The 14,590-nt window shown below is 64.4% G+C and carries 11 protein-coding genes; 4 read left to right on the forward strand and 7 right to left on the reverse strand.

What is annotated here, in order from left to right; translation table 11 throughout:
* Positions 1–40: 40 nt before the first annotated feature.
* From HU737_RS04690 to pvdM, 4 genes are read right to left on the reverse strand one after another with little or no spacing between them, the layout of a single operon-like run.
* Positions 41–1,699: a cyclic peptide export ABC transporter gene (locus HU737_RS04690; RefSeq protein WP_186555680.1), complete on the reverse strand. Its 1,659-nt coding sequence runs from the start codon at positions 1,697–1,699 to the stop codon at positions 41–43.
* Positions 1,700–1,733: 34 nt separating this feature from the next.
* Positions 1,734–2,633, reverse strand: coding sequence for a dihydropyoverdine dehydrogenase (pvdO, locus tag HU737_RS04695; RefSeq protein ID WP_186555681.1), 900 nt, complete (start codon positions 2,631–2,633; stop codon positions 1,734–1,736).
* A 47-nt stretch (positions 2,634–2,680) separates the two neighbouring features.
* Positions 2,681–3,967, reverse strand: coding sequence for a pyoverdine-tailoring periplasmic protein PvdN (gene pvdN / locus HU737_RS04700; protein WP_186555682.1), 1,287 nt, complete (start codon positions 3,965–3,967; stop codon positions 2,681–2,683).
* Between the two features lie 14 nt (positions 3,968–3,981).
* The gene (pvdM, locus tag HU737_RS04705; protein WP_186555683.1) at positions 3,982–5,325 is read right to left on the reverse strand and encodes a pyoverdine-tailoring dipeptidase-like protein PvdM; all 1,344 of its coding nucleotides are present in this window, start codon (positions 5,323–5,325) and stop codon (positions 3,982–3,984) included.
* A 222-nt stretch (positions 5,326–5,547) separates the two neighbouring features.
* Here pvdM and pvdP point away from each other — a divergent pair, with 222 nt between their 5' ends.
* The gene (gene pvdP, locus HU737_RS04710; RefSeq protein WP_186555684.1) at positions 5,548–7,176 is read left to right on the forward strand and encodes a pyoverdine maturation tyrosinase PvdP; all 1,629 of its coding nucleotides are present in this window, start codon (positions 5,548–5,550) and stop codon (positions 7,174–7,176) included.
* 27 nt (positions 7,177–7,203) lie between these two features.
* Here pvdP and HU737_RS04715 read toward each other — a convergent pair whose 3' ends face one another.
* From HU737_RS04715 to HU737_RS04725, 3 genes are read right to left on the reverse strand one after another with little or no spacing between them, the layout of a single operon-like run.
* Complete coding sequence (locus tag HU737_RS04715) at positions 7,204–8,616, reverse strand: efflux transporter outer membrane subunit (protein ID WP_186555685.1); 1,413 nt, start codon at positions 8,614–8,616, stop codon at positions 7,204–7,206.
* A gap of 3 nt (positions 8,617–8,619) precedes the next feature.
* Positions 8,620–10,584, reverse strand: coding sequence for a MacB family efflux pump subunit (locus HU737_RS04720; protein WP_186555686.1), 1,965 nt, complete (start codon positions 10,582–10,584; stop codon positions 8,620–8,622).
* The gene (locus HU737_RS04725; protein WP_186555687.1) at positions 10,585–11,763 is read right to left on the reverse strand and encodes an efflux RND transporter periplasmic adaptor subunit; all 1,179 of its coding nucleotides are present in this window, start codon (positions 11,761–11,763) and stop codon (positions 10,585–10,587) included. It abuts the gene before it with no gap.
* A gap of 208 nt (positions 11,764–11,971) precedes the next feature.
* Between HU737_RS04725 and HU737_RS04730 the strand changes: the two genes are divergently transcribed.
* From HU737_RS04730 to HU737_RS04740, 3 genes are all read left to right on the forward strand, one after another.
* Complete coding sequence (locus tag HU737_RS04730; protein ID WP_186555688.1) at positions 11,972–12,448, forward strand: sigma-70 family RNA polymerase sigma factor; 477 nt, start codon at positions 11,972–11,974, stop codon at positions 12,446–12,448.
* 167 nt (positions 12,449–12,615) lie between these two features.
* The gene (locus tag HU737_RS04735; RefSeq protein WP_186555689.1) at positions 12,616–13,101 is read left to right on the forward strand and encodes a histidine kinase; all 486 of its coding nucleotides are present in this window, start codon (positions 12,616–12,618) and stop codon (positions 13,099–13,101) included.
* A gap of 69 nt (positions 13,102–13,170) precedes the next feature.
* Positions 13,171–14,496, forward strand: a complete 1,326-nt coding sequence (locus HU737_RS04740) for an MFS transporter (protein WP_186555690.1) — start codon at positions 13,171–13,173, stop codon at positions 14,494–14,496.
* Positions 14,497–14,590: the final 94 nt, after the last annotated feature.

A 14,590-nucleotide genomic window follows, 5' to 3' on the forward strand; every position in this document is an offset into this window, starting at 1 on the left:
GTTATTGATTAGGACGCACCCATCGGCTAAAACCGGAAAACTAAATGCAATCGGCAACCCGTGATTCGAGCTTGACCTTGCCATTGGCCATGTGGATCAGCTGGTCGGCGACATCGAAGTAACGGTCGTCGTGGCTGATCACGATGATGGTCTTGCCCAGGCGTTTGAGGTCAGGTAGCAGCTCGGTGTAGAAGATCCGGCGGAAGGTCGGGTCCTGATCGGCCGCCCACTCGTCGAACACCAATACCGGCCGCTCTTCGAGCCAGGCGCTGACCAGGGCCAGGCGTTTGCGTTGGCCGGTGGAGAGGTCGGTGGTGCTGAACACGCCGTCGCGGATACTGACCTTGTGATCGATCTCCAGGCGCTTGAGATAGTCAGTGGCATCCTCTGGCACCGGTTGGTCGCCCTGGATGACGTCGTCGAACAGGTAGTAGTCGGCGAAGATGGTGGTGAACAGCTGGCGGTAGTCGTCCCGGCTCTGCGCGCTCACTGGCTGGCCATCGACCACGACGCTGCCCGATTGCGGCGCATACAGGCCCAGCAGCAGCTTGATCAGGGTGGTCTTGCCGCAGCCGTTCTCACCCACCACGAAGACGATTTCGCCCTGCTTGATGGTCAGGTTCACCGGGCCTAGCTGGAACGGCTCGCAGCCTTCTACCCGTGGGAAGGTATAACTGACGTCCTTGAGCTGCAGGCTGTCGAGGGTTTTTGCCGAAGGGCGGCTGTCGTCCAGCAGCAGGTGCGGTTCGGGCGAGGAGAACTGGCGCGATAGCTCGGCGATGCGGCGAAAGGCGATCTGCGCCTTGCTGATGATCGGCAGGGTGCTGATCAGGTGTTCCAGCGGGCCTTTCATATACAGCAGCACCAGCACGAAGCCACTGGTGACGCTCTTGTCGCCGCTGGGCCACAACGATTGCATGGCCAGGGCCACGGCAATCACCACGAAGAACAGCATCGAGCCGAGGGCCTTGGCGACCACGAAGATGTTGATCGAACGCACCTGGGTGGCGCAGATGCGGTTGGCGGTGTCCTGGATGCCATGGCTGAACATGCGCTTGCGCCGCGGGCGATGGATGCGCAGCTCCTTGGCGCCTTCGGCAATGGCGCTGTAGTGTTTTTGCAGGTCGTCCTCAGCCTCGCGCGCGCTCTCGAAGCCACGCACGCCCCACGAGCGGGCGATGAACTGCATGACCGAACCCAGGCCGATCGCCACCACGATCACCAGGAACATCGGCCACGACAGGCTCGCCAGGTAGCCCAGGCAACCCAGGGTCACGGTCAGCGAGACCGCCAGCGGCGCGAAGACGAAGGCGAAGTCGCTGATGGTGTCGACGTCGTGGGTCAGCACCGGGATCAGCCGGTGGCTGCGATAGCGCTCGATCTGGTCGATGGGCGCGGCCAGGACTTTTTCACCCAGCTCGCGGCGTAGCCTGGCGATGATGTGCTGGCCGACATAGTTGGTGCCGATGTCGGAGAAGATCGAACTGAACAGCGCCAGCACGCACAGCCCGGCAAAACCCAGGACCACGCCCTGGGTAAGGCCGCTGTCGCTGTGCAAGGCGCTGTTGATGGTGGCGAGCAGCGCGGTGACGCTGAGGCCGCCGACCATGCCCAGCGCGATCGATACCGTCACCAGGGGCCAGAAGGGTTTGAGCAGGCCGAACAGTTCCCTGACGGCGCCACGAGGTTTGCGGGTCATTGGTATCTCCTGAATCACACGGGGTTAAGGGTCATCAGAGTTCGCGAACGACCCGAAAGCCCAGGAAATCGCCGCGCACGTCAGGGGCGCGGTTGTTGCGGTTGCCGGAACGCGAGAACACCGGCGCTTCGCCCCAGTCGTTGCCGCGCATGACCCGCACGCTGCAGTCACCGGTGGTCCAGGCACTGCCATCGGCCGGGGCGCCCTGGTAACCATCGTTCCAGCAATCGGCGACCCACTCGTAGACGTTGCCGTGCATGTCATGGACGCCGAACGCATTGGCCGGGTAGCTGCCAACGGGAGCGGTGTAGGAGTAGCCGTCGGTGGGGCCGTAGGTGTTGGCGTGCTGGGCGATGCTGTATTTGCTCGGGTCGTTGTTATCGAAGGGGAATGGGAACGGGCCGGCGGAGCCTGCGCGTGCGGCGTATTCGCGCTGCGCTTCGCTGACCATGCGGTAGTTATGCCCGGTCTTTTTCGACAGCCATTTGGCGTAATCCTGTACATCGAACCAACTGACGCACACCGCGGGCTGACGCGGGCCCTGCTTGTAGGTGGGTTTGCTGGCTGCGCAGAAGCGCCCAGGGCGGGTATCGCCGTCGGCGATTTTCACCCCGCTTTCGCGGATGTAGGCATCCAGCTCGCCGGCAGTGACGTGGTAGCGGCTGATGGCAAAGGGTTTGGCGAAGGTCACGGTGTGCTGTGGGCCTTCATCGCCTTCGCGGCCGAGCTCATCCTCTGGAGTGCCCATCAGGAAGCTGCCGGCAGGCAGCACGACCATTTGCGGGCAGGCGCTCTTGCAGTCCTGGAACACGCTACCCGGCTTGGGGCTGTCCGCAGCCTGGGCGCTGGCGGCAAGGCCGAGGACGGCGCAACAGCTGAGCTGGCGCAAGGTTCGCGCGGGAGAGGGCAATGACGTGAAGCGTTCGTCGGACATGGAGTGGTTTCCGTCAGCGTTTGGCTACAAGAAAAAGGGTGGAAAAGTCAGCTGCGCAGGCGTTGGCGCAGCGCCTCGATCAGGCGATCGATTTCTGTCTCGGTATTGAGCAAGCCAGGGGCGGTGCGCACGACCGGGCCGACATCGCGATCGACCGCATCGACCACGATGCGCTGGCGGTTGAGCTCGGCGGCCACGGCGTCGGCATCCTGGCCCTTGATCCGGAAGAAGGTGAAACCCGCCGAATGCCGGGCGCTACGTGGCGTCACCAGTTCAATGGCGGGGAATTCGGCCAGGCGCTCCTTGAGGTAGTCGTTCAAGCCGTGGATGCGCGCCTCAATCGCGGCCTTGCCGTGTTGTAGGTGCAGCTCGAATGCCTTGCCCAGTGCCCAGCGGTGTTCGAAGGCGTGGTAGCCACCGGGGGTCATGGTGGTGGCGAAGTCTTCGTTTTCCGAGAAGGTCGCGAAGGTCGGCGTCAGGTGCTTGAGCTCGGTGGAGGCGGCGCAGATGATCCCGGTGCCGCGGGGGCCGAACATCCACTTGTGGGTGCCGGAGATGAAGTAGTCGCACTGCAGGTCATCGAAGCGCATGTCTTCGACGCCAAAGCCGTGCACGCCATCGATCACGTAGAGGATGCGCTGGTTATCGTCACGCTTGCCGTTGAGCTCGCGCACCAGTGCGCCGATTTCGCCCACCGGCAGTTTCACGCCGCTGCCTGAGTGCACCCAGGTCATGCCCAGCACCCGGGTCTGCGGGCGGATCGCTGCGGCAATGGTGCCGAGCACTTCGTCGTCGGAGACCTTGGCCGGATCCTGGAACAGGCGCACCTTGCGCACCGGCGTGCCTTCGCGCTGGCTACGGTAGGCGAGGATGTTGCGGGTTGAATAGTGTTCGTGCTCGGTGGTCAGGATCTCTTGCCCAGGCGCCAGGCGCAGGCCGCCGTAGATCAGCCCCAGGCCCTCGGTGGTGCTGCCGGTGAGGGCGATCTGGCGCGGCTTGACCTCCAGGTAGCGAGCGGCCCAGTCGCGGACCTCGGCTTCGCGCTTCCAGTCTTCCTGGGTGTCCCAGTCAACCCAGCGCGCCGGGTGGCGATCGAGCTTGGCCCGGTAGCCCTCGATGGCCTCGCGCACAGGCTTGGGATGTGAGGTGATGAGGAAATTGGCGAAGTGGGCGTAGTCAGGGTCGAGGTCGAACAGCTGGCGAAAAGCGGCCCACGGGTCGCTGCCGGTGGTTGGCCTTGGGGTGGCCTGGGCCGAGCCCAGCAACGGGCTGGCCAAGGGCAGGCTGGCCGCCAGCAGTCCGGCATGCTTGAGAAAAGTACGGCGATCGTTCATGCAAGGCTCGCAGTTCAACGGGAGGAGGTGGTGGTCGGACGGGCAGCGTGTTGCACCTGCTCCCAGACCCTCAGGAAGTTGCCACCCCAGAGCTTGGTGATGTCGGCCTCCGAGTAGCCCCGGGCGATCAGCTCCGCGGTGACGTTGCGTGCCTGGCTGGCATCGTTCCAGCCGGCGATCCCGCCACCTTCGTTGAAGTCGGAGCTGAGGCCGACATGGTCGATACCGATCTTGCGCACCGCGTAGTCGATGGCGTCGCCATAGTCCTTGAGCGTTGCCTGCGGTTCCTCATCGAGGATGGCGTACAGCGCTTCGGCATACTCGCCGACTTTCTGCTCCGGCCAGCCGGCGATGATCGGGTCGCCGGGCATCAGTGCGTAGGCCTGGTTAGGCAATGGCGGCAGGCTGAAGCGTGCCCGCAGGGCATTGAGCCGATCCTGGGATTTTTCGCTCAGCGGCTTCAGGTAAGTGCCGAAGGCGACGATTTGCACCACGCCGCCGCTGTCCTTGATCAGCTGCATGTCCTTGTCGCTGAGGTTGCGCGGGATATCTACCGCGGCCCTGGGCGCCGAGTGCGAGGCCACCAGCGGGGCGCGGCTGAGCTGGGCGACCTGGCTCAGGGCCTGGTCCGACATCTGTGACACGTCGATGATCACACCCAGGTCATTGAGCCGTTGAACCGCCTGGCGACCCAAGGGGGACAGGCCTCCCAGCGCGTCGACGGTGTCATTGAAGAACGGCAGCGGGCGCGAAGAGTCAGCCCAGCTGTTGTTGCCGACATAGCTGAAGCCGAACATGCGCACACCGCGTGCGGCCCACTTGTCCAGCAGGTCGATGTCATCGCCCAGGGCGTAGGCATTGAGCATGCTGATGAACACCGCGAACTTGCCTTCGCCATGCAGCCGGCGCATGTCCTGCGGGGTATAGGCGATGCCAACCTGGTTGGGGAAGTCGCGGACCATGGCGGTGATGGCGTTGTAGCGCACCTCCTGGGTGTGCCGGGCGGCGTCGACAAAACCGTCGGTAGGGCGGTGCGGGCCATTGTTGCCGGTCCAGGATTCCGGCCAGGCGAAGATCGTCAGTGCGGCGCCGGACAGTCGCCCACGGGCAGCCTTGACCAGGTCGAAGCGCCCCGGCCCGTCCTGGTCGGCTTCATTGCCTTCGGTGCCGAAGCTCAGCGGCAGGGTGATGTGGCTATCAAACGAAATAATCCGCTCCTGCAGATCATTGGCCTGGCGCACCACCTCCTTGGGGTAACCGTCCTTGTCCAGGTAGTACCAGGCGGCAAGCCCGGCACTTACGGTCAGGGTAGTGGCCAGGCTGATGTACAGGGCTTTTTTCCAGCGTGGTGTCGTCATCTCGGTCTCAGTAGGTTCGCCGCAGAGGTTCGGGCTCGAGGCCATTGCTACCTGGAGAGAACGAGCGCAAAGGCAAGAAATTTAGCGCTCGGCGGTGGGCTGGGGGCAGCGTGGGCGTGTGCCTGCGCAGAGGCCGGGCAGGGTTAAATTTTCCCCTGCGCACAACGTTTTAGCCTTCGATGGGCCGTGCTTGCGGCCATAACGACTGGCACAGGTAGTTCAATGACGATTTCCCGACGAGGCTTCATCGCAAGTGTGGCGCTGGCAGGTGTTGCGGTACCTGGAGCGTGGTACGCGCAGCGCCAGCTCACAGCTGATGATGAGTTTCCCGAAACAGCCGGCGAGGCGGTCGTGGAGCTTGCCGATACGCCGGGTCAGCAATTGGGCGATACCTTGCGCGGGATCTGGCGCTGGACCTTGAAGGGCAGCGATGCAGGCCTTGAGGGTCTTGAGCATCAGCCATTGGAGTTGTTTCTCGATGTTGCCCAGCGCGGCCGGGCCATTCGTGGCTTCCTGGACACGCCCGAGCGCTTGCGCAGTGACCAGCAGCCGCGCTACCGGGTCGTCGGTGACCTGCCTGCAGACAAGCCGGGGACCCTGCGCTGGCGCCTGTTTGCCCTCGACGATGGGGGGCAGCTGCCACGCTATGAGTGTCAGGTGGTGCTGGATGAGGTCTGGGGCGAGTTCGGCAATGCCGGCCCGGCGACCCTCAATGGGCGGATCCTGCGCTTGGATCGGCCACTGGCGTTGCCCGAGCAGGACAACCGCTTCCTGGCCAGCAAGCAGGTGTTTCCCGAGGCGCGCGAGCGCACGGCGCTGTCTGCATCACTGGTCGAGTGGCTGATCACGCCTGAGCATCGACTGTTCCACCAGCTATGGCATGCATCGCGAGACAAGTGGCACAAGCTGGCCAAGGATAAGCATCAGGCGCTACGTGGCCTGGGTTGGCAGCCGGGGCCACGTGAGCGCGAGCGCGACGCCCGTGGTCGACATAAAGACCGCAATGGCTCGGGGGAAGATTTCCTGTTCATGCACCGGCACATGCTCGGCGCGGCGCGGGCCATCCAGGACCTGCCGTCATGGACCCGGTTCCCGCTACCCCAGCCTGAGCTTGAGCGTGATCGACAGGGGTTCGCGCGTTACTTCGACAACCAGGATGGCAATGCCTTGCCCCCGACCTGGCTGGCCTCGGACGATGACGAGTACACCCAGTGGGTCAGGGACATCAAGAGCGCCGAGACCTTTCACGGCAACTTCGAGGTCTGGGAGTCGCGTTACTCGGACCCTCAATACCTGTCCAAACTGACCTTGGGGCAGTTCGGCTCGGAGCTTGAGCTTGGCCTGCATGACTGGTTGCACATGCGCTGGGCTTCGGTGCCGCGCGACCCGGTCAACGGCATGCCGGTGCCGATGGCGCGCACGCCGGATGATTTCGCAGGGCGCTGGTACGGCGCCGAAAACGACTTTCTTGGCGACCCGTTCTCGTCGCATGTGAACCCGGTGTTTTGGCGCTTCCATGGCTGGATCGACGATCGCATCGAGGACTGGTTTCGCGCCCATGAACGTTTCCACCCGGGTGAGGTGGTGCGCGTGCAGGTCAATGGCGTGCCTTGGTTCGCCGCGGGGCGCTGGGTGCAGGTGGCCGATCCCTGGTTGGGGCCCGACACCCATGGCTGCAGCAGCGTCCCGGGCTTGCGCCCAGGGCGCAGCGTGGAGATGGACCCGGAAACCATGAAGCTGGCCCTGCGCATCATCTACGCCGACGAAGAGCGCTTTGACGGCCTGCTGCGCAAGGTGCCGCGCCGCCCTTGGTATGCGCGGCACCTGAAGGTCAGGCAACGCTCGCTCTGACCCAGGCGACAGCCACCGATAGGCGCGCTAGCGTGGCGCCTGGGCGGCCTGCCAGCCGCCGCCGAGGGCTTTGTACAGGGCCACGCTGGCCTGCAGTTGGCTCAGCTGCAACTGCGCCTGCTGGTCCTGGGCCTGATACAGGGTGCGTTGGCTTTCCAGCACCGTCAGCAGGGTTTCGGCGCCGGCGGCGTAACGCTGCTGGGCCAGGTCGAAGGCAATGCGCGATTGCTCCACTTCTTGATCCTGCCACTGCCTCTGGCGCTCGACGCCATGGGTGGCATTGAGGGCTTTTTCCACATCGGCGAAGGCGGCGACAATGCTGGCGCGATAGTCTTCGAGCAGCTCTGCTTGCTCGGCCTGCGCCAATTGATGCGAAGCGCGCAGCCGGCCGTTGTTGAAAATGGGTGCGGCAAGACCGGCGGTCAAGGTGTAGTAGGGGCTGCTGAAGACATCGACCAGGGTTCGTGCGCCGCTGCCCAGGTCTGCACCCAAGGTCAGCTTGGGCAGCATGGCTGCCCTGGCGACCTGCACATTGGCGCTGGCAGCGGCCAGGCGCGCTTCGGCGGCGGCGATATCCGGGCGCCGCGCCAGCAACTCGCTGGGCACGCCGCTGCCGATTCGGGGCCAGCGCAGCGCGTTGATCGACCCTTGGCTTTGCCCCAGCTGCTGAACCGGTTGGCCGAGCAAGGTGGCCAGGGTGACGCGGCTGTCTTGCCACTGTTGCTCCAACAGGGGCAGTTGGCGTTCTTGTGCCGCCACCAGGCTACGCTGCTGGGCAAGTTCCAGGCGGGTGGCCGAGCCTGAATTGTGCCGCGCTTGGACCAAGCGCAGGACGTTGCGCGCGTTGTCCAGGTTCAGCCGGGCGATGCGCAGTTGCTCCTGCAGCGCCAGGGTGCTCAGGTAGCTGTTGGCAACCGAGCTGAGCAGGGTCAACTCGACGGTCTGGCGATCGAAACGGCTGGCGTCGAGGCTACGCAGCGCGCTGTCGCGGGCGGCGCGTACACCGCCCCAGAAGTCGATCTCGTAGCTGGCGCTCAGGCGGGTATCGAACGAGGTGCTGGTGCGTTCGCTGCTATCGACATCGAGCTGTTCGTAGCCTTGGCCATGCAGCAGGTGTTGGCGGCTGCTGTCCAGGCCCGCTTGCAGTTCTGGCAGCAGCGGTGCGCCGGCGATCGTCGCCCGCGCTTGGGCTTGCCGCACCCTGGCGGCGGCGGCTGCCAGGTCGTGACTGTCACGCCGGGCGCTTTCGATCAGCTGATCCAGCTCGCTACTGGCAAAGGCTTGCCACCACTGGGCATCGACAAGCGCGACTGCCGTCTGGTCAGTTGCCGCCTGCCAGGTGGCGGGCGGCTCGATGGCGGCGCTGGGGGCAGGGGAGCTGTTGCAGGCGGCCAGGGACAGGCTCAGGGTCAGCAGACTGATGCGGCTTGGCAATGTCATAGGTTATTCGCTGGTAAGGGCTTTGACCGGGTCGAGGCGGGCGGCCTTGCGGGCAGGCATGAAACCGAACAGCACGCCGGTAATCACGGCGCAGGCAAAGGCGCCGAGGATCGAGGGCAGGGCGAACGCCACCGGGATGCCGGCCAGCATCAGGCCGGCGCCGACGCTCAGCGCCAGGACGATACCGGTCACGCCGCCGACCATCGACAGCATCACCGCCTCACTGAGGAACTGGCGCAAGATGTCGCGCTGGCGTGCGCCGGTGGCCATGCGGATACCGATCTCGCGGGTGCGTTCGCGCACCGTCATGAGCATGATGTTCATCACGCCGATCCCACCCACCAGCAGGGAGATGGCGGCAATCGCGCCGAGCATCAGCGACAGGCTGTTCTGGGTACGGGCCTCGGCCTGGATCAGGGCGGCGTCGTTGGTCAGTTCGAAGTCGTGCTTGCCGTGGTGGCGCTGGCGCAGCAGGTGATCGATGGCGCGCTCGGTTTCGCTTACCCGGCTGGAGTCGGCTGCTGCGATGGTGATGTAGTCCGGGTCACGATGACCCAACAGGCGCATGGCCGCCGACGAGTAGGGTATGACGATTCGCCCGTCACTATCCTGGTCGCCGGAGCTGGCGCCCTTGCCGGCGAGAATGCCGACCACCTGGAACGGCACGTTACCGATCAGCAGGTACTGACCCAGCGGGTTGGCCTGGGGGTCGAGCATTTTTTCCCGGACTTTCTGCCCGATCACTGCAACAGCGGCGCCGCTGGCTTCGTCGGCTTCGCTGAAGAAAGCGCCCTCGACCACCGGCCAGTTGAAGATCTCGGGAAACCAGGTGTTGTTGCCCCCCACGTAGAACTGCTGGCTGTTGTTGCCGTGGCGGACCATCATCTTCTCGCCGGTGACCGGCATGATGTGCTTGACCTGGGGCAGTTCCCCGATGGCGGCGACATCGTCCAGGGTGATGGTGCCGGCGGGCTCGCGCAGGGTGGCCGGTGCGCCATTGAGGTAGAGGATGTTCGAGCCGAACGCGGCCATTTGCGCCATGACTTGGCGCTTGCTGCCTTCGCCGACGGCCAGCATCACCACCACCGAGGCAACGCCGATGACGATGCCGAGCAGGGTCAGGGCGGTGCGAAAGCGGTTGATCCACATCACCCGCCAGGCGGCTTGCAGGGCTTCGAGCAGTTCGCCCTTCCAGGCGCCGCGCAAGGTCGCGCCGCGGTCCAGGCGCTGGCGTAGCTCCTGCGCTTGCAGGCCGGGGTGACGCGCGCCGGGCAGCTGATCTGCGGCCGAATCACTGAGTATCAGGCCGTCACGGATCTCGATCACCCGGTGCGCACGGGCCGCCACCTCGCGGTCGTGGGTGATCAGGATGATCACATGGCCTTGGCTGGCCAATTCGTCCAGCAGGGCCATGACTTCGGCGCCGCTCTGGCTGTCCAGGGCGCCGGTGGGTTCGTCGGCGAGGATGATGTGGCCGCCGTTCATCAAGGCCCGGGCAATCGACACGCGCTGTTGCTGGCCGCCGGAGAGCTGGTGGGGGCGGTTGCCGGTGCGGCTGGCCAGGCCCAGGCGTTCGAGCAGGGCGCTGGCTCGGCTGTGGCGTTGGGCAGGTGGGATGCCGGCATAGATGGCTGGCATCTCGACGTTTTCCTGGGCTGATCCCGAGGGGATCAGGTGATAGCCCTGGAACACGAAGCCGAAGGCTTCGCGCCTGAGCCAGGCCAACGCGTCGCTGCCCAGCTCGGCAACATCCTTGCCGGCAAAGCGATAGTTGCCGCTGGTGGGTCGGTCGAGGCAGCCGAGGATGTTCATCAGAGTCGACTTGCCGGAGCCGGACGCACCGACAATGGCGACGAACTCGCCAGGGTAGATGCTCAGGCTGACCCCGCGCAGCACCTCGACGGTGGGGGTGTCGAGGCCGCCATAGGATTTGCGGATGTCGCTCAGCTCGATCAGGGGAATTGACATTTATCCTCCACTGGCGCGAGGCGCGCCAATGACCAGTTGCTCGCCTTCGCTCAAGCCATCGAGGATCTGCACCCGCAGCCGGTCGCTTAGGCCAGTGCGCACTTGCCGTTGTTCGATCTTGCCCTGGCGGTTGAGCACCTGGGCCAGGCGCAGGCCGTCGCCATCACTGTCGTCGAGGGCGGCCAACGGCGCCGTGAGGACTTGGCTGGCGTGACCTGCGACAAAGAACACCTGGGTCGTCATCTCAGCCATCAGGGCGCCATCGGGGTTGTCCACGTCCAACAGCACGGTGTACTGGACTACCTGGCTGGCGCTGCCTGCGGAGCTAGCGCTGATCGGGCTACCGCCGCCTTGGCTGGTCTGCTCGAGCGGCTTGGGCGGGATCGGCAAGATCTGCCTGACCGTGCTGGTCCAGCGCCGCTTGCCGCCGGCAAGGGTGGTGAAGTAGGCAGTCATGCCGGGTTTGACCTTGCCGATGTCGGCCTCGGAAACCTGGGCCCAGACGGTCATTGGCGAGAGCTTGGCTATGCGCAGGATCAGGGGGGTCTGCTGTTGGGCGTTGAGGGTCTGGCCCTCGCGGGCATCCACTGCGACCACGGTTCCGTCCATGGGGGCATAGATGCGGGTGTAGCCAAGTTCGGCCTCATCGCTGCGCACGCTGGCCTGGGCCTGGTGGATCTGCGCCTGGTACATGTCGATCCGCGCTTGGGTCACCTTGAGCTGGGCATCGGCGATCTGCAGGTCTTCATCGCGGCTGGCGCCGGCTGCGGCGAGGCTGCGCTGGCGCTGGTACTGCTGGCGAGCCAGCTGGAACTGGGCGCGTTGCTCGGCCAGTTGCGCCTTGAGATTGTCGATCGCAAAACGGGCGGCGTCGAATTTCGCCTGCTGGGTGGAAGGATCGATCTCGACCAGTAGCTGGCCTTGGCGCACCTCATCCCCGGCTTCTACGTGCAGCTTGCGAATCTGCCCGGATGCCTGCGCGCCGACATCGACATAGCGCCTGGGTTGCAAGGTGCCAAGGGCGGTGACGCTGCTCTCTATATCGGCGCGGGTCACGGCGACGGTGCTGACGGGCAGGGCGCCGAAGGGCAGCGCCTGCCACGCCAGCAGGCTGCCCAGGCCAAGCAGGCCCAGGCCGCCGAGGAGGATGCGACGGCGGGTATTGGATGTGCGACTCATGTGGACTTCCAGCCAGAAGGATGGCCACGCGCTGCCAAGTGGATGCGCACGGAGGTCCCAGATAAACGAAGCGCAGTGCAGATGATTTAGCCTAGGCGAGTGCCTGTCTGTTGCTGAGAATCATTATAATTTGTAAGATTCCAGCTTGATATCACTCCTTCGAGCTTTTCCTCCTTCGCCGTTGTGCAGGGACATGCCAGGTGCCGTCGTGGAACATTACTATCGCGAGTTGGTGAGCTTCCTCAGTGCGCGCCTGGGTAATCGTCAGGCGGCGGAAGATGTTATCCATGATGCCTACCTGCGGGTGCTGGAGCGTAACGAGCCTGAGCAGATCGAGAACCCGCGCGCCTTCCTCTATCGCACGGCGATGAACTTGGTGATCGATCGCCATCGGCGCCACCTGGTACGCAAGGCCGAACCGCTGGAGGTGCTCGACCTTGACGAGCGCTGGCACAGCCCGGCCCCGTCCCAGAGCATGCAATTGAACCAGCGTCTGGCGCTGATGCAGCGTGCCTTGGATGAGCTCAGCGCGCCGTGTCGTGACAGTTTTCTGTTGCGTAAACTCGACGGCATGTCGCACCAGCAGATCGCCGAACACCTGGGTATTTCGCGCAGTCTCGTGGAAAAGCACATCGTCAATGCCATGAAGCACTGCCGGGTGCGCATGCGTCAGTGGGAATCCTGAGCAAAACCTGGGCGATGGGCGACAAATCCCGGTGCTGGCGACTTGATTTCTCCGGGTTTCAGGACAACTATCAATGAAGACCCTCTCCAGGCATCGCCCTGGCGATTGCCTGTACTGGCGCAGTATGGTCAGGGAGTTTCCATCACCTTGCTGCCCAGGTTCGATCGATGCCAAACAAATGCATGCGCATCCTCATCGCCGACGAGCACCCCAGCCAACGCTTGCAGCTGGAGAAGATGCTCAATGCCCTGGGTTATTACCGGATCGCCCCGGTAGACAACTTCGATGACCTGCAGCGCCTGGTGCAATGCGCTTTGCAGCCGTTCAACCTGCTGATTGGCAATATAGACCTGGCCAGCCATGCCGGTGTCGACCTGGCGCGTTTTTGCCGGGTCAGCACGCAGATTCAGCACGCCTTGCTGTATCACTCGCAACATCTGAAAGTACCGGCGGTCGCGCAGAGCGAGCGCAAGGCGGTGAGCATCAGCCTGCCCAAGGTGCCAGATAGCGAGGCGCTGGAGTCGTTCATGTCGATCATCGACTTGCCGGTGGTGGTCGGGCAGGTGGCTCTGCCGCCGGGCCTGTCCGGTCATTCGGCCTATCCGCGCCAGCGGCTGAACTTCGCCCAGACGGTATTCAGTCGCTCAAGCTGAACGGCATGCGGCAACAGGCCGCGGGCATTTGCTATCCTCTTGCCCTTTGCCGATCTGCGGACCCCTGCCATGACTGCCATCGATACCGCTCGCCAGCCCCGGTTTACCCGTGGCGACCACCGGACCCTGGGCCTGGCGGCGTTGGGCGGCGCGTTGGAGATCTACGATTTCATCATTTTCGTGTTCTTCGCCCTGACCCTTAGCCAATTGTTCTTCCCGCCTGAGATGCCCGAGTGGCTGCGCCTGCTGCAGAGTTTCGGGATTTTCGTCACCGGTTATCTTGCGCGCCCGTTGGGCGGCATCCTGATGGCGCACTTTGCCGATCATCTGGGGCGCAAGCGGGTGTTCAGCCTGAGCATCCTGATGATGGCCCTGCCATGCCTGTTGATCGGGGTGATGCCGACCTATGCCGATATCGGCTACGCGGCGCCGCTGATCCTGTTGGCGTTGCGTATCTTGCAGGGCGCCGCCGTGGGCGGGGAGGTGCCCAGTGCCTGGACCTTTGTCGCCGAGCATGCGCCCGAAGGGCGGCGCGGTTATGCCTTGGGCTTTCTGCAGGCGGGGCTGACCTTCGGTTACCTGCTGGGCGCGCTGACGGCGACCTTGCTGGCGCAACTGTTCAGCCCGCAGGAGATTCTCGATTACGCCTGGCGCTATCCGTTCCTGCTGGGCGGGGTGTTTGGGGTGATCGGCGTATGGCTGCGCCGCTGGCTGAGCGAGACGCCGGTATTTCTTGCCTTGCGCGAGCGTCGCGAGCAGCCGGTGGCGTTCCCGCTGCGCCAGGTGTTGCGCGAGCATCGCCGGGCGTTGCTGCCGGCGGCGTTGCTGACCTGCGTATTGACCTCGGCGGTGGTGGTGTTGGTGGTGATCACCCCAACCGTGATGCAGCAGCGCTTTGGCATTGCGGCCGGGCAGACCTTTGCCTTGAGCAGCGTTGGCATCGTGTTCTTGAATATCGGCTGCGTGTTGGCCGGGTTGCTGGTCGACCGCCTGGGCGCCTGGCGGGCGCTGAAGATCTACAGCCTGTTGCTGCCTGTTGGGATTGGCGCGCTGTATGCCAGCCTGGTGGGGCAGTGGAGCCTGATCTGGCCGGCCTATGCCCTGGCCGGACTGTGCTGTGGGGTGGTCGGCGTGGTGCCGTCGGTGATGGTCGGGCTGTTTCCGGCGCAGATCCGCGTGTCGGGTATTTCCTTCACCTACAACGTCGCCTACGCCTTGTGGGCCAGTACCACGCCGCTGGCGCTGATTGCCTTGATGCCGTGGAGCCCGTGGGTGTGTGTCGGCTTTTGTCTGCTGATGGGCATGGTCGGCTTGCTTACGGCTCTGTATTTCAAGGGGCGGGAGCGGTTGGTGTTCGATTCGCAGGCGGTGCCGGTCATGTGTGCTGAGAAGTAACGCGGGTGGCGCTCGCTCTCACGAGCGACGTAGACACCACTGCATGCGGCCCACCGCCTTGAGTACGAAAAAGCCCCCTGACCTCACGGCCAGG

The organism is Pseudomonas urmiensis (assembly GCF_014268815.2).
GTDB classification, from domain to species: Bacteria; Pseudomonadota; Gammaproteobacteria; order Pseudomonadales; family Pseudomonadaceae; genus Aquipseudomonas; species Aquipseudomonas urmiensis.

Excerpts from the sequence above, each read along its gene's own strand:
- HU737_RS04715 (WP_186555685.1), bottom strand. The coding sequence starts at position 8,616 with ATGACATTGCCAAGCCGCATCAGTCTGCTGACCCTGAGCCTGTCCCTG.
- pvdN (WP_186555682.1), bottom strand. The coding sequence starts at position 3,967 with ATGAACGATCGCCGTACTTTTCTCAAGCATGCCGGACTGCTGGCGGCC.
- HU737_RS04740 (WP_186555690.1), top strand. The coding sequence starts at position 13,171 with ATGACTGCCATCGATACCGCTCGCCAGCCCCGGTTTACCCGTGGCGAC.
- pvdO (WP_186555681.1), bottom strand. The coding sequence starts at position 2,633 with ATGTCCGACGAACGCTTCACGTCATTGCCCTCTCCCGCGCGAACCTTG.
- HU737_RS04690 (WP_186555680.1), bottom strand. The coding sequence starts at position 1,699 with ATGACCCGCAAACCTCGTGGCGCCGTCAGGGAACTGTTCGGCCTGCTC.
- pvdP (WP_186555684.1), top strand. The coding sequence starts at position 5,548 with ATGACGATTTCCCGACGAGGCTTCATCGCAAGTGTGGCGCTGGCAGGT.
- HU737_RS04735 (WP_186555689.1), top strand. The coding sequence starts at position 12,616 with ATGCCAAACAAATGCATGCGCATCCTCATCGCCGACGAGCACCCCAGC.
- HU737_RS04720 (WP_186555686.1), bottom strand. The coding sequence starts at position 10,584 with ATGTCAATTCCCCTGATCGAGCTGAGCGACATCCGCAAATCCTATGGC.
- HU737_RS04725 (WP_186555687.1), bottom strand. The coding sequence starts at position 11,763 with ATGAGTCGCACATCCAATACCCGCCGTCGCATCCTCCTCGGCGGCCTG.
- pvdM (WP_186555683.1), bottom strand. The coding sequence starts at position 5,325 with ATGACGACACCACGCTGGAAAAAAGCCCTGTACATCAGCCTGGCCACT.